Genomic DNA, 13,472 nt, shown 5'->3' with positions numbered 1-13,472 from the left:
GGATCTGACCCGGGTATGGGTCATCTGTGCCGAACAGGACGGGTCCGGCGCACCGATCTTCCCTGCGGACATGGATCTGGTAGAGGACGGTGAACCGTACGCGCTGTGCGTGGTGGATTGCTGGCTGGACACGATCCCGGCCGGTATACGCGTCCAGAACCCCGCTGAAGCCCGCAAGGCGCTGCACCCATGGAAAGAGGCCGCACAGCGTACCGGCGCGGCCATGTTGCTGCTGACGCACACGAATCGTGTTGCCAGCGCGAATCCGCGCGACCGCTACGGCATCACCGGCGAGCTTCGCAAGAAAGCCCGAAGCACGCTGTTCGCGCAACAGGACGAAGAGACTGGCGTGATCCTTCTCGGACCGGAGAAGTCAAACGTGTCGGCGCCGGTAGCAGCATCGCAGTTCCGCATTGTCACGGTCACACATCCCATCGGCTCGGTGCCGTGCCTGCAACTGCTCGGGCCGTCCGGCAAGACGATGCGCGAGCACATGCACGAGTCGTTCGTACTGAACGCCGGCGACGTGGATACGCAGGACTGCCGCCGATGGCTGCGTGAATACCTGACCAAGAACCACGGCAGCGCTGACGCGAAAGCCGTGACGGCTGCGGCCGGAGCTGAAGGGTTCTCGCGCGATCAGATCGGACGAGCCAAGCGCCGATTGGGAGTCACCAGCAAGAAACACGCGATGGACGGTGGTTGGCTGTGGCTTCTTCCGTAGTCCCGAAGGGTGCGCCCGAAGAGTGCGCCCGAGTCTGTACATCGCACTCTTCGCACTCTTCGCGTTCTTCGTGCATCTCTGACGTATATAAAAGCATCTTCGTAATTCTTCTAGCTGCGGAGACAGTACAGCGCGCCGAAGAGTGCGAAGAGTGCAGTTTCCGGAAGTACAGCAAGAATCCGCACTCTTCGGGGAGAACGCCGTGAGAACCCGCGCGCCCTATCGCTACCCCGCCGGCGCTTCTCAGTACATCGGAGGCAAAGGACGCTGCCGGGGATGCGGGGCCGGGCTCAAAGTGCTCAGGTATGACGCGCTGACGATCCATTGCGACCCGGCGCACCTGTCCCAGATAGGCGAACTCGGCGCGTTGTTGTTGCGCTTGCGGACATGGCACGTGATCGAGCCACACATCTACCGGCGTCATTCGATCGCAATCGCTGACGAGCCGTTCCCGAAGATTGGTTATGTGCTCCGAGAACACCGATGCGGATTGACCGCACCCGAAGGCGCCGCGCTGGCACCCGAGCCACCCCGATACGCATCCGACGATCCGGGATTCTGATCATGCAACGCTGTACCGATTGCGGCCGGGCTCGCGCGAGCGTGAAAGCACCGGGGCCGCGGTGTGCCACATGCCGGAGGCTGTTTGCCCACGCACAGCGAGATCGGGCCTGGGAACGCCGGATAGAGCAGACCTACGGCATCACCGGCGACGAATATCAGGCCATCCTGAAGGCACAAGGCGGAAAGTGCTTCATCTGCCAGCGGGCCACCGGGAAAACGCGACGGCTGAGCGTCGATCACGATCACACGATTACCGACAAACGGCGATCGGTGCGCGGAATCCTCTGCCGACCGTGCAATAACCTGCTGGGCCATCTTCGAGGCGATACGGCAGCATTCGAGCGCGGCATCTTCTATCTGACGAGCCCGCCCGCGCAATTCGTTCTGAATCCGAGATCAAACGATGAGTAATCTACGGGGTATGGCGCGCACTCGCCATCTGGAACCCATATCCCGCGATTCCGGGCGACTGGCGGGAAACCTGTTGAGTCGCGGATATGGGGATTCCCGGACTTCCGGACAGCTCACAACAGCGGCATCGGACCGCGACGGCTGCCGGAGTGAGAAAGAAGAGAAAGATCATGCGGAAAGCAATGGCGCTTCTCGCTGCAATGCTGCTGGCACTCGGATTTCCTGCCATCGCCGGTAGTGCTGCCCAGGCGCAAGCCGACCCCTGTACGGGCACCTGGTCGATTGTCATGGGTGGATTCACGCTCGCCGGCCCGGGTGTCACCGGTGAGACGAGCGCCTATCTGATCGGTGATCAACCGGTGGGCTACAACAGCGCCGATCCGATGAGCGGATACAACGAATTGAACCGGCTGTTCTGGCTTCATCGTTCGCAGTGCCCGGCGGATCACATCAAAATCGTAGGCCACTCCGAAGGCGCCGGGATCGTTCACGCCTGGGTGACGAACAACCAGGGAGCGGGGAACTACAACGCCGTGCTGCTGGCTGATCCGAAGCGCGACGCCGGGCCCGGTGGTCCTGGTTTGTCGAGCACGCCGGGAAATCAGCTCATCGGCTATCCGCTCGCTGGTACGGATAACTGGTTCGGCGGTGTGCCCGTGCTGGAGGTCTGCAACCACGATGACGAGATCTGCGACACCAGCGCCGGATGGTACGGCTACCTGTTCGCCGGTGCTCACTCGCGGTACGACTTCAACGCCTACGACTACAGCAACACCGCTTCGGGAGTCTGGTACCGCTGAGCGGCGTGGAATACGGAGGTGAATCCGGTGGGATCGCGCAAGCAAACCCGAAACCAGATATACGGTCGGGCACATCGGCGGTGGCGCGATATATTGCCCGATCCCACCGGTAAGCCGTGTCCGCGATGCAACCGCCCGATGTACCACGAACAGGGCCTGGACCTTGGTCACGTCACACCGACCGCCCTGGGGGGTGGCAATGGGCCGCGTAGGTGGGAGCACGCCGTATGCAACCGCAAGGCTGGCAGTGCACTGGGCCATGCCCGCAAGCGTGCCAAGCGCCGCGGTATCCCGGCCGATATACGCTCCCGGGCCGGCCAATATACGCCGCGGTATTCCGGCGATATATGCAGCGAGCAGTGGTGAATGACCATGCCCCTGTGCCCGTGCCCCACTCCCCCACGTACTGATGTGATGACACTGCCAGTGCACTGTGTCATCACCACCGATGCCGAGTGCGAAACGCCATCGTTCCGGACGCCCGCCGGCGGCATACCACCCCGGGGTACCGGCGATACCACCAGGGGGTATAGACCCGGTAAGCGGTTTTTGGACACGACAAGGGACACTGGCCCGCGCTTGTCCGCTCCCCCCCTTGTAAAAATCTTCAGCCGAATGCGGCCATATGCAGGGCTTTCGTGGGGGGTATCGGGCTTTTTGCAGGAAAATACTCGGAAATGCGGTGGTTTGCGTGCCGAATTCGAGTGAATCAGGAGCACCCCGGGCGAAGCGAAATCGGTCTGGCGAGCCCGAAGGGGCATACCCCCCGGGAAATGATCTCCCGCTGGCATCCGACAAGACATCGTTGACCCGACACCAGAGGTACTACCGCGAGCACCGCGACCAGCGTCTAGCTGATTCGAATACCCGGAAGCGGAACGTTCAGCGGTATCACGGGCTGGAGATTTCCGAATACCGCGCGATGATCAAACGTCAGCGCGGCCGATGCGCTATCTGCGGGGCTCGCAAGAGCAACCTGGTAATCGACCACGATCATGCGCACTGCCCGGGGCAATATGGATGCAAGGAATGCGTTCGGGCGCTGCTGTGTCATTCGTGTAATGCCGGGCTCGGATGCTTCGCCGATGATCCGAAGCTGATGGAAGGGGCTGCCGAATATGTCCGCGCACACGGACGAGTTGCAAAGGCAGGTCGATCGACTGTCGGCGCACGGAAAAACCGTGTGGGAAGAACTGAACGTGGCCTACACGATGGACACAGCGGCGCAAACTCTCGCACTTCAGGTTTGCCGTCTGGTGGATCGGCTGGACCGGCTGGAAGCGGCCCTGAAGAGTAACAAGACCTGGATTCGGATTGCCGAAGAGTCCATGATCGGACCCGACGCGGCGAAAATTACAGTGACCTGCGACGCCGCGCTATCCGAGGCTCGGCAACAGGCCGTTGCGCTGACTCAGATCCTTCACAAGCTGGGCGTGGGCAAGCTCGACAACGCCGCGCCGCGGGAAAGTTCGTTCGATGACGTTATGCGACGAATACAAGAGCTATGACAATCAGTATCCGCTGCTGTATCACTACCCCGAGAGTCCTATAAGCACCGGACGACGTTTCATCGCTCTCGCGGAACTGTGTGGCCTACACCTGGACCCCTGGGAGAAGTGGGTTCTGGAAGTTGCGCATCGGGTCACGCCGGACACTGATCCGAGATTGCGTCGGCTCATTGCCAAACAGGTTGCCGTCATTGTGTCGAGACAGAACGGCAAGGGCGAAATACTGGTGGCGCTTGGGCTGGGCTGGCTGTTCATCACACAGGAAGAACTGGTGATCCACAGCGCCCACCAGTTCAAGACCTGCGCGGATTCGTACAAGCGACTGAAGCACGCCATCAAGAAGGGACCGCCCGAACTGATGGGCATGGTCAAGAAGTTCTCCGACTCTCACGGCCATGAAGGCGTGGTGATGCAAGACGATCGTGAGTACAAGTTCATTGCTCGGGCGGGCGGTTCGGGTCGTGGATTCCCCGCCAAGAAGGTCGTGTTCGATGAGGCATACGACCTGTCCGAGACCGAAATAGAGGACATCATGCCGACCCTGGGCGCCGCGCCGGATGGGCAAGCCTGGTTCATGTCGTCGGCGGTCAACAAGGAGAAGCACCCGAACGGGCGCACCCTATCGAAGATTCGGCACCGCGGCGTCAACCACATCAACGCCGATCAACTGGCGTTCTTCGAATGGTCGTTGCCCGAAGGCGTGTCGAAACTGGACTACCACGACCCCTTCTGGTGGAAGCTCTGCAACCCAGGCTGGGACTACCGGCCGGACATGCTGGGCGCACTGAAATCGGATTTCGATCTGATGTCACTCGATTCATTCGGTCAGGAACACCTGGCCGTAGGTGACTACTTCCCGCCCGACGAAGAGAACAAAGTCATCAGTCAGGACGAGTGGAATGCCCTGCTGGACCCCGATTCGAAGATCGTGGGCAAGCGCGTGTTCAGCCTGGCGGTAGCGCCATTCGGGAAATGCGCCGCGGTGGGCGTGGCCGGATTCAATGGCGCGGGCCTGCTCCATGTCGAGGTCATCAAGTACGGGCGCGGAACCCGGTGGGTGGTCGATTATCTGACAACCCGGTGCGCGAACTGGAAACCCCTAGCCGTGGTCTACAACCCGCGCAACGCATCAGCGTCACTGGAAGACGAACTGGTCAAGGCGAAGATTCCGCTGGAACCGCTGAAAGGTGTCCAGGTCTCCCAGGCTTTCTCGATGTTCTACAACAAGTGCGTCGAGGCGAAGACGATCCGGCACCCCGACCAGCAGTCGATCAACGAAGCGTTGCTGGGCGCGGAATCCCGGGACTTCGGCGAAGGGAAAGTGTGGGACGTGAAAAAGTCGAAGTCTGATATCACCGGCCTGGAGGCAATCACCAACGCCGCTTATCTGTTTAGCATGAAGAACAGCGGCTATGTAGACGTAGCTGAGAACGTATGGTAAGCGCAATGACATTCATTCGGAAGATGCTCACCCGGGCCCGAGTTGCCTTGCTCCGGAATCGGGGATCGTTGCAAGGTATCGTCGGGGTCGTCGCGATTAGCGTCGGTGTCGGCATGATCTATCCCCCCGCGGCCCTTATCGTTGGCGGCGCGCTGGTACTTCTCGACAAGGTGCTGTGATGGGCAGGCTTCTGGGCAATCGGGAATACCGCCAAGCATTTCCCGAACCACCGGTGTTGCCGTACCCCGGCGCGCCGATGCCCGGCAAGCGACTGAACCTGTCGGAAATCGACTCCCCGATGGTCGTCCCCGCGGTCTGGGCGTGCGTCGCGCTGCTGGCGAACACCATTTCGATGCTTCCGCTCGAAACCTTCCGCAAGGCGAACAACCAGGGCGTATCGCTGCGAGTGGACGACCCGCCGCTACTCCAGTCGCCAGGCTCGGACCTGACACTCTCCGAGTGGATACACGCCGCGGTTGTCTCGGCGCTGCTACGCGGCAACACCCTGGGGCAGATCGGCGGATATGACAGCCGCGCCTATCCGACCAGCGTCAACCTGCTGAATCCGGACCTGGTTCGCATGGAGGTCAACCGGCAGACCGGATACATGGAATACCGGTTCATGGACGATTCGGTCTCCCCCGGCGAGAAGCCCGGCACGGTGCATCACGAGTGGCGCACGGGACTGCCCAACGCCGACATCTGGCACATGCGGGGCATGACGATGCCGGGCGTACCGATCGGGTTGTCACCGGTGGCGTACGGCGCGCTGCAACTGGGTGTCGATCTGAATAGTCGCCAGTTCGCTGACCAGTATTTCGAGGGCACTCAGATTCCGAAAGCCGTAGTCGAGTCCGACCAGGAGATAAACCAGGTTCAGGCGCAGACGATCAAAGATCGGATCATCGCGAACATGACCGGACGCACGCCGATCGTGCTGGGCGCCGGCCTGAAGTTCGTCCCGATCACGGTGAAGGCGAACGAATCCCAGTTCATCGAGACTCAGGGACTCTCCGGTGCGCAGATCTGCCGGTTCTTCTCCGTTCCGCCGGAGATGGTGGGGTACCCGACCGGCCACAGCATGACCTATGCCAACCAGGAACAGCGGTCGATCGACTTCGTGAAGTATTGCGTCGGATTCTGGCTGAAGCGCATCGAAGACGCTCTGTACCCACTTCTCCCCGGCCGGGTGTTCGTCCAGTTCAACCCGAAGGCGCTACTCCGAACCGACGCCATGACCGCGGCCAGTGTGCGCATCCAGGAAATCGCGGCGAAGACCAGGACACCCACCGAGGTCCGTGAACAAGACCTGAACCTCCCCGAGATGACTCAGGCTCAGAAGGATGAAGTCAACATGGTCCCGCTGGATCTGAACGTGGTCGGCGGTAGCAAGCTGGGCGTCAAGGTAAATTCGAGTTATAACCAGCAGGTGAATCCCGGCAGCGCCAACCCGACGAATACCGGTGCCCCGGCAAATCCTCAGTCTGGCGCAGATGGACAGTGAGATGGCAAAGAATCTGAAGCCCTACGGTGATGTTCCGTATGCCGACCCTGGATATCAGGCTGACGGGGTGCACCGGTATCCCCTGGACACTAAGGCTCACGTCAAAAGTGCCTGGAGTTTCATAAACCAGGCGAAGAATCGCACACCGTACACCTCTGAGCAACTGACGCACATCGAGAACGCCATCAAGAGCGCGGCCAAGGGTTTCGATATCGAGATTTCAGAGCAGAACTCCGAATTCGTGGATCTGGCCTACCGCGGCATCCAGCCGTTCCTACCCGAACAGCGGAGCTACCCGGCACAGTTCGAGATTCGCTCGATGGGCAATGGCAAGTTCGAGCTGACCGGGTACGCCAGCACCTTCGAGAAGCCGTACACGATGTACGACATGTTCGGCGAATACTCCGAAGTCGTTCGAAGCGGCGCCTTCGGCAAGTCGATCGCGGCCGGCGCCGATACGGCATTCCTGACCAACCACGGCGGCATGACTCTCGCCCGGACCAAGAACGGCACGTTGAAACTGTCCGAGGATAGCTCGGGCCTCCTGACCTGCTCAGAGTTGGACGAGCGCCGTAGTGATTCGCGTGATCTCATGCTGGCGGTGGAGCGCGGGGATATCGATGAGATGAGCATCGGATTCCGGGTCACACAGCAGAAGTGGAGCCCGGACTACGACGAACGCTCGATGGTGGAACTGGACCTGAACCGCGGCGACGTGTCCGCTGTGAATTTCGGCGCGAATCCGCACACCAGCATTTCAGCGGCCCAGCGGGCATTCAGCTCTCTGGACGCTGCCCGGATGCACGCGATTGCCACCGAGATACGAAGTGGTGACGATATGTCGCCGGCGACCCGGCAAGCGCTCTCCCAGGTACTCGATTTGATCGCGGCATCGGATCGCGGTCTGGATTCGGCACAGCCGATCCTGGCCGGAGTGCTGAATGTCCCGAATCCGGATGCCGATGGCAAGAAGACCGGCACCGAGAAGGAATCAGCGCCGTTCGTTCCGATGACCCGACATATGGCAAAGCGAATGGCGAAGCTGGGCGTACGCTCGTAAACAAGTTCGGGGTTTGGATACTCCCACTCGGATTACCACACGAGGCTTGCATACTCGCGCTCGCGCTGGGATGAAGTTTTCCCATCAATCCGAGGTTTTTCACGATGAACCCCCTGGAAATGGTGCGGGCTCGTCTTGCGGAGGTCCGCAAGGAATTCGATGATGCCAAGACCAAGCGGAACGCCCTGGTCGATACGGCCCTTGCCGAGAAGCGGGCAATGTCGGATGCCGAGAACGCCGAGTACAAGAAGCTCTCCGACAAGCGCTCGGGGCTGAAGTCCGAGATCAAGGTTCTGGAGGAACGCGAAGCCGAACTGGTCGAAGAGGCCAACCGCGCTTCCCAGTCTGCCGAGTCGCGTCGTCAGAACGGCGGGGGTGGCGCCAAGGTCACCGAGCCCGCTGTGTACCGCGCGGACAATCAGCACGAAGTCTCGTTTTTCAAGGACCTGTTCAAGGCGAGCACCCGCGGCGATAGCGCGGCCATGGATCGTCTGGTTCGGAACACCGCGATCGAAGCCGATCTGGCCCGGGAGAAGCGCGCCGGTGGTGACACCGTAGGCACGGTCTCCACTCCCGGCGGTATCCCGAGCGGCAACGCCGGCCCGTTCGCGCCGCCCCAGTGGCTCGTTGATCAGTACGTGAAGCTCGCGCGTCCGGGCCGGGTCGGTGTCGATACGTTCGACAAAATGCCTCTGCCGTCCGGCGTTTCGAGCATCAACCTGCCGAAGGTCACCGCGGGCACAATCACGGGTCTCCCGAGCGCCGGTGAGCTGACTCCGCTGCCCGAACAGGACATTCAGACCACGAGCCTGACCACCGGCATCACCACCATCGGCGGTAAGCAACTGATCTCGCTGCAACTGCTGGAACAGTCCGCCATCCCGTTCGACAAGGTGATTCTGGAAGATCTGGCCCTGGCCTACGCGGCGAATATCGATGTGGAGGGCCTGACCCAAAACGGTCAGAACGGCCACCTTCGCAGCCTGGGCGCGGCTGTCGGCATGGTCACCCAGACCTACACCGACGCTTCGCCGGACTTCGTTGGGCCGGGCAAGCTATACACCCAGATCATGAGGGCCAGCGCGACGATTCACACGAATCGTTTCCTGTCGCCCGACACGATTCTGATGACCCCTACCCGTTGGTCGTGGATCGCATCGCGGTTCGACTCCCAGAACCGCCCGGTGATCCTGCCCCAGGCGAACAACCCGTTCAACACCGTTTCCACCAGCCCCGACCTGAACTCTCCGCAAGGCGCGGTGGGCAACATCGCGGGCATGGACGTGTTCGTAGATCCCCAGTTGCCGACCAACATCAACGGCAATCAGGACCCGATCTACCTGTACCGCCGCAACGACATCAAGTTGTGGGAGTCCAACCCGTCCACGGAGACCTTCACCGCGACCTACGCGGACAGCGGTGGCGTTCTCTATCGAATGATGGGCTACGCGGCCATGATCCCCGATCGGTACGGCTCGTCCATCGTCCAGATTTCCGGGTCCGGTCTGGCCTACCCGCCGACCTTCTGATTCTGAGAGGAGTAAAGGAAATGAATTACACTGTTACCCTCCCGGCTCAGTCGGCTGCGGGTGCCACTGCGGTTACGGTCGTGGGCGAATTCTCACCAGAGGACGGAAACGGCCGTGGCGTGACTCGGGTCAGCCTGGTCAGCCCGACCGCTGTCACCGGCGCTGCTACGAACAACTTCAGCGTGAACGTTCGTCAGCTCCGGGCCGGCTCGGTGGTTGCCACATTCGCAACCTTCACCGCTGGTTCCGGCAGCAACCTGGCGGTTGAAACCCCCAAGGTTCTGCTGGACTGCAACGCGACCCCAGGCGCCGGCGTGGCACTGAACGATGGGGACGTGCTGGACGTCCAGTTGGTCCAGAACGGCACTGGCCTGGCGGTCCCGGCCGGGATCGTCGTAACGATCACCATCAACTGATGAACGAAATCCCTCGGTGCTGCTGACCCGGCACCGGGGGATTTCCCCTATCCGGGAGTGATTCATGGCCTGGGGCGGCGCACATCGCAAGCTTCGCGCGGCAGTGCACTCGATATCCACGAAGGTCCGCAAGCCGCGTACACCGAAGGCTCCGAAGGCTCGCAAGACACCGCTGCGGGCCACGAAGGGGCAGAGCATCCAGCACGCCGCGCACACCGCCACCGGTCACCACAAAGCCGAAGGTATGCGAGCCCATCCTGGCTCTCGCAAGACCGCCCGGGGACATTTCGGCAGTCACATTCACGGGCCCCGAGTGAAACACGAACGCGCCGGGAATCGCACCGGCAAGAAGAACAAGATTTACCGCAATCTGTAGGCTGAACTCGGAGGTTTTGAAATGGCCGGCGAATTGGTCCGCATGTCGGAAGTGCTGTCTCACCTGGACCTTGCCGCGGGTGACACCACCTATCAGGCAGAGCTACAGCGGTATATCGAAGCGGCTACGCCGATCGTGGAATACATCACCGGCCCGATCAACACCTACACCTATACCGAGTCCTATCCGTGCGATGGGCTCAGCCGGATTTCACTGCGGAACGTCCCGGTTATCGATGGGTCGATCACTTCGTGCATTGAATACGTCGGTGTCAGCGCTTTCACACTGACCAGCCAGCCCCCGGGGAGCACGCACGACAATTACGGCTTCTATTTGCAGCGCCCGGAAGCGGGAACCCTGATCCGGATGTCCAGCTTCGGCCAAGAGATGCCGTTCTTGGGCTCGTGGCTGACGATCACCTATCGGGCCGGGCTGGCGTCGGTACCGCCGGATGTGAAGTTGGCCGTTCTGGAGGACATCCGGGGATTGTGGCAGCAGACCCACAACGGCGGCAGGCCGAAATGGGGCGGGGGTGTCCCCGATGAGGACGGCTGGAGTGTCGGGCCGTTGCACCTGTTCCCCCGACTTGCCGCCATGCTGGAGAACAAAGCACGTACCCAGAGCATCGCATGACCATTCCGAATTCGACCGTTCCCGCGGTCAAGATCTATCTTCTGAATCTTCTCGGTTCAACGCTGACCCAGGAGCCGGGATATCAACTGGTCGTCTGCCTGGATGATCCGGGCCCCGAACAGCCGGACGATATTGTTTCGATCGGTGCCGTTCAGCGCAAAGCGGAGCTGTACCAGATGATCGGCAGCATGAACGCCGGATCATTCCTGGAGACATACGATATGCACATTGTCATCTCGACATTCCGGGGCGGTCCTGATCAGTCGTGGCCGTTTCAGCGGGCCTGGGCACTGGCGAGCACTGTTGAAGCCGCGGTGCGGGCTGATCCGACGTGCGCGGGAAACGTCATCAAGGCGGACCCGAAGGAATCCCGCGATACATCGTCATGGGAGCCCGAGCACAAGGGCCGTCTTGTCGAAGTAGAGATTATCCTGTCAGTAATGGCCCAGATCTAAGGGATATTCACCATGCGTCTTCAATACATCGGCGAACCGGAGCGCGTTTACCCGGCATTCCGTGTCGAACCGGTCCCCGGTGAGGTCTACGACATTCCGGAGAACCCGGAAGATGGACGCTGGCGCCCGGCCGAAGAGAAGATTTCCGGTGCCGACGATCGCCCGGGCCCGGTAGAAGTCGATCCGGCCACCGATCGCGCTGAAGGTCAGGAGTAACGGCAATGCCCATCGCAACATTCCGGACTTTCCTGGGGGTGGCGAAGGAATCCACTCCCGGAACCGCGGTAGCCGCTACCGACTACATCACCATCACTGCGGACCCCAAGGCGAAGGACACATATAAGAAGCTCGATGACAAGAGCTTTCGTGGGTCCGCTGTCGAGACCTACGCCAAGATTCCGGCGATGCGTACCGGTGATTTCGGTGTGGACGGCAACGCCAACCCGGCCACCATCGGCTATCTGCTCGGCTCGCTGCTGCCAGACGTGGTGACCAGCGCTACTACCGCTCCGTCCGGCCTGGCTGCCGCGGCCAACGGTACAGGTTCGTCCTTCGGCGCCGGTGCTCAGTTCTGGGTGGTAACAGCGCTGTTCGGCACCGGTGAGACCGTGAAGTCCAATGAGGTGACGCTCACTCTGACCGCCGGCCAGAATGTGAACCTGACCTGGACTACATCACCGGGCGCGTCCGGGTATCGGATCTACCGCGGCACATCCGCCGGTTCGGAAAACGTGCTGGTTACCACCGTGGGCCCCGTTGGCGCCTACACCGATACCGGTAGCACCGGAACCGCTGGAACCCCGCCTGTGTCGTCTTCGGCCCCCACCAACACTCATGTGTTCTCGTGCAAGAACACCGGCGACGGGCAGCCCACGTCGTTCACCTTCAGCGACTATGACGGGGATCAGTGCCACGCCTTCGCCGGAACGAAGTTCTCCGAGCTGGATTTCAAGTTCAGCGCTGATGGGCTGCTGACGTTCACCAGTAAGGCGATGTCCTGGGCATCGGTCGTGCTGTCGGCACCGACGCCGAGTTATTCCACCGTCCTGCCGATTGCGGCGTACACGGGGCAGCTCTACATCGATGGCGCAAAGGCGTTGAACGTCTCCAGTGCCGAGTTGCAGATCAAGCGCAAGGTGGAAGCTCTCCAGACCGTTCAGGGCACACAGGACCCGTACGCGATGTTCTCGGGCGCGGTCGGGGTGACCGGCAAACTCACCACGGTCATGCTGGCGAGTGATCCGATGCTGGCGAAGATCGGCAATTCGTCCAACCCCGGCGAGACTTACGCTCTGGCCTTCGCCCAGGGGGCCAACACTCTCGTGTTCCAGATGTCCGACGTGGTGTACGACTCGGTTGATCGCACCCGCGGCAAGGACTACGTGGAATTGTCGGTGGCATTCACCGCTGTGGGCAATACGACCGACGCCGGCGCCACCAACGGATACAGCCCGGTCAAGGTGTTCCTGGGTAACTCCGTCGCCTCGGGCACCTATCAGTAACCCTGAATACAGCCACTCACTATTGAAGGTTGACCGCGCGTGAAAGTTGAACTTCCCGAGGGCGCATGGGCCGACATCCGCGACCCGCGCAAGCTGAACGAACTCCAGACTGCCGAACTGGAAGATGTCCAGTTCGATGCGGTGGCTCATCTGCCCGCCGGGATCGACCCGGAGAAGGCACAGGATCTCCCGCCGGTGGATATGGTGCGGCAGTTGGGCCGCGAAGGCGCAAAAGCCATGCGCGAGATGAAATGGACGACGATCCTGGTTTACGTCTCGGAATGGTCGTTCGGTGCGGTCTCCCGGGATGTGCTCTTGCAGCAGATTCCGAGCGGGACCGTAACCGCGCTGTTCGATGAGATCAGCAAAATCGTGCGCGCGACCGGTGGCCCCAGGTTGAATGCGGAAGTGAATCCCGATCCCGCCTCCCCTACGCTGCCCTTGAACGGCTGAGGCAAGCCTTCGAGGGATTCGACATAGACCAGCGCTCGATACCCGCCTGGTTGCGTCGCGCACAACGCCGGCGCCGATTGCTGGAAATGGGGGTGT

The 13,472-nt window shown here is 61.2% G+C and carries 17 protein-coding genes and 1 pseudogene; all 18 read left to right on the top strand.

The window, feature by feature from the left end; translation table 11 throughout:
- Window positions 1–724: AAA family ATPase (locus tag ON40_RS36140; protein ID WP_505789617.1), on the top strand; the 724-nt coding region annotated here is incomplete at its 5' end.
- A gap of 151 nt (window positions 725–875) precedes the next feature.
- Window positions 876–1,286 (top strand): hypothetical protein, encoded by a 411-nt coding sequence (locus tag ON40_RS53505; protein ID WP_040829827.1) that lies wholly within the window; start codon window positions 876–878, stop codon window positions 1,284–1,286.
- Window positions 1,208–1,699 (top strand): endonuclease VII domain-containing protein, encoded by a 492-nt coding sequence (locus ON40_RS36130; protein ID WP_306305410.1) that lies wholly within the window; start codon window positions 1,208–1,210, stop codon window positions 1,697–1,699. The genes ON40_RS53505 and ON40_RS36130 overlap by 79 nt, the downstream gene beginning before the upstream one ends.
- 149 nt (window positions 1,700–1,848) lie before the next feature.
- Window positions 1,849–2,499, top strand: a complete 651-nt coding sequence (locus tag ON40_RS36125) for an alpha/beta hydrolase family protein (RefSeq protein ID WP_218008919.1) — start codon at window positions 1,849–1,851, stop codon at window positions 2,497–2,499.
- A gap of 625 nt (window positions 2,500–3,124) precedes the next feature.
- A pseudogene (locus tag ON40_RS56320) lies at window positions 3,125–3,565 on the top strand (endonuclease domain-containing protein); the annotation flags it as partial.
- Between the two features lie 52 nt (window positions 3,566–3,617).
- Window positions 3,618–4,007 carry a hypothetical protein gene (locus tag ON40_RS55020; protein ID WP_051194096.1) on the top strand — a complete coding sequence of 130 codons (390 nt, stop codon included), beginning with the start codon at window positions 3,618–3,620 and terminating at the stop codon, window positions 4,005–4,007.
- Window positions 3,976–5,448 (top strand): hypothetical protein, encoded by a 1,473-nt coding sequence (locus ON40_RS36115; protein ID WP_040829824.1) that lies wholly within the window; start codon window positions 3,976–3,978, stop codon window positions 5,446–5,448. The genes ON40_RS55020 and ON40_RS36115 overlap by 32 nt, the downstream gene beginning before the upstream one ends.
- A 5-nt stretch (window positions 5,449–5,453) precedes the next feature.
- Complete coding sequence (locus ON40_RS53500; RefSeq protein ID WP_169541963.1) at window positions 5,454–5,627, top strand: hypothetical protein; 174 nt, start codon at window positions 5,454–5,456, stop codon at window positions 5,625–5,627.
- Window positions 5,627–6,952 carry a phage portal protein gene (locus tag ON40_RS36110; RefSeq protein WP_040829823.1) on the top strand — a complete coding sequence of 442 codons (1,326 nt, stop codon included), beginning with the start codon at window positions 5,627–5,629 and terminating at the stop codon, window positions 6,950–6,952. The genes ON40_RS53500 and ON40_RS36110 overlap by 1 nt, the downstream gene beginning before the upstream one ends.
- A 1-nt stretch (window position 6,953) precedes the next feature.
- Window positions 6,954–8,012 (top strand): HK97 family phage prohead protease, encoded by a 1,059-nt coding sequence (locus ON40_RS48695; RefSeq protein ID WP_157186647.1) that lies wholly within the window; start codon window positions 6,954–6,956, stop codon window positions 8,010–8,012.
- Window positions 8,013–8,116: 104 nt separating this feature from the next.
- The gene (locus ON40_RS36100) at window positions 8,117–9,541 is read left to right on the top strand and encodes a phage major capsid protein (protein ID WP_040829822.1); all 1,425 of its coding nucleotides are present in this window, start codon (window positions 8,117–8,119) and stop codon (window positions 9,539–9,541) included.
- Between the two features lie 20 nt (window positions 9,542–9,561).
- Window positions 9,562–9,957, top strand: coding sequence for a hypothetical protein (locus ON40_RS36095; protein ID WP_157186646.1), 396 nt, complete (start codon window positions 9,562–9,564; stop codon window positions 9,955–9,957).
- Window positions 9,958–10,021: 64 nt separating this feature from the next.
- Window positions 10,022–10,333 carry a hypothetical protein gene (locus tag ON40_RS36090; RefSeq protein ID WP_040829819.1) on the top strand — a complete coding sequence of 104 codons (312 nt, stop codon included), beginning with the start codon at window positions 10,022–10,024 and terminating at the stop codon, window positions 10,331–10,333.
- 21 nt (window positions 10,334–10,354) lie between these two features.
- Window positions 10,355–10,966 (top strand): hypothetical protein, encoded by a 612-nt coding sequence (locus ON40_RS36085; RefSeq protein ID WP_040829818.1) that lies wholly within the window; start codon window positions 10,355–10,357, stop codon window positions 10,964–10,966.
- Window positions 10,963–11,421 (top strand): hypothetical protein, encoded by a 459-nt coding sequence (locus ON40_RS36080; protein ID WP_040829817.1) that lies wholly within the window; start codon window positions 10,963–10,965, stop codon window positions 11,419–11,421. Before ON40_RS36085 ends, ON40_RS36080 begins: the two co-directional genes overlap by 4 nt.
- A 12-nt stretch (window positions 11,422–11,433) precedes the next feature.
- Window positions 11,434–11,637 (top strand): hypothetical protein, encoded by a 204-nt coding sequence (locus ON40_RS36075; protein WP_040829816.1) that lies wholly within the window; start codon window positions 11,434–11,436, stop codon window positions 11,635–11,637.
- A gap of 5 nt (window positions 11,638–11,642) precedes the next feature.
- Window positions 11,643–12,923 (top strand): phage tail tube protein, encoded by a 1,281-nt coding sequence (locus ON40_RS48690; protein ID WP_051194093.1) that lies wholly within the window; start codon window positions 11,643–11,645, stop codon window positions 12,921–12,923.
- Between the two features lie 39 nt (window positions 12,924–12,962).
- A complete protein-coding gene (locus ON40_RS36065) occupies window positions 12,963–13,376 on the top strand; it encodes a hypothetical protein (RefSeq protein WP_040829815.1) in 414 nt (137 codons plus the stop codon).
- Window positions 13,377–13,472: the final 96 nt, after the last annotated feature.

This window comes from Nocardia jiangxiensis NBRC 101359, assembly GCF_000308615.1.
Taxonomy (GTDB): Bacteria; Actinomycetota; Actinomycetes; order Mycobacteriales; family Mycobacteriaceae; genus Nocardia; species Nocardia jiangxiensis.
The sequence above is the reverse complement of the archived record's forward strand: the minus strand, read 5'-3'. Positions and strand labels throughout refer to the sequence as shown.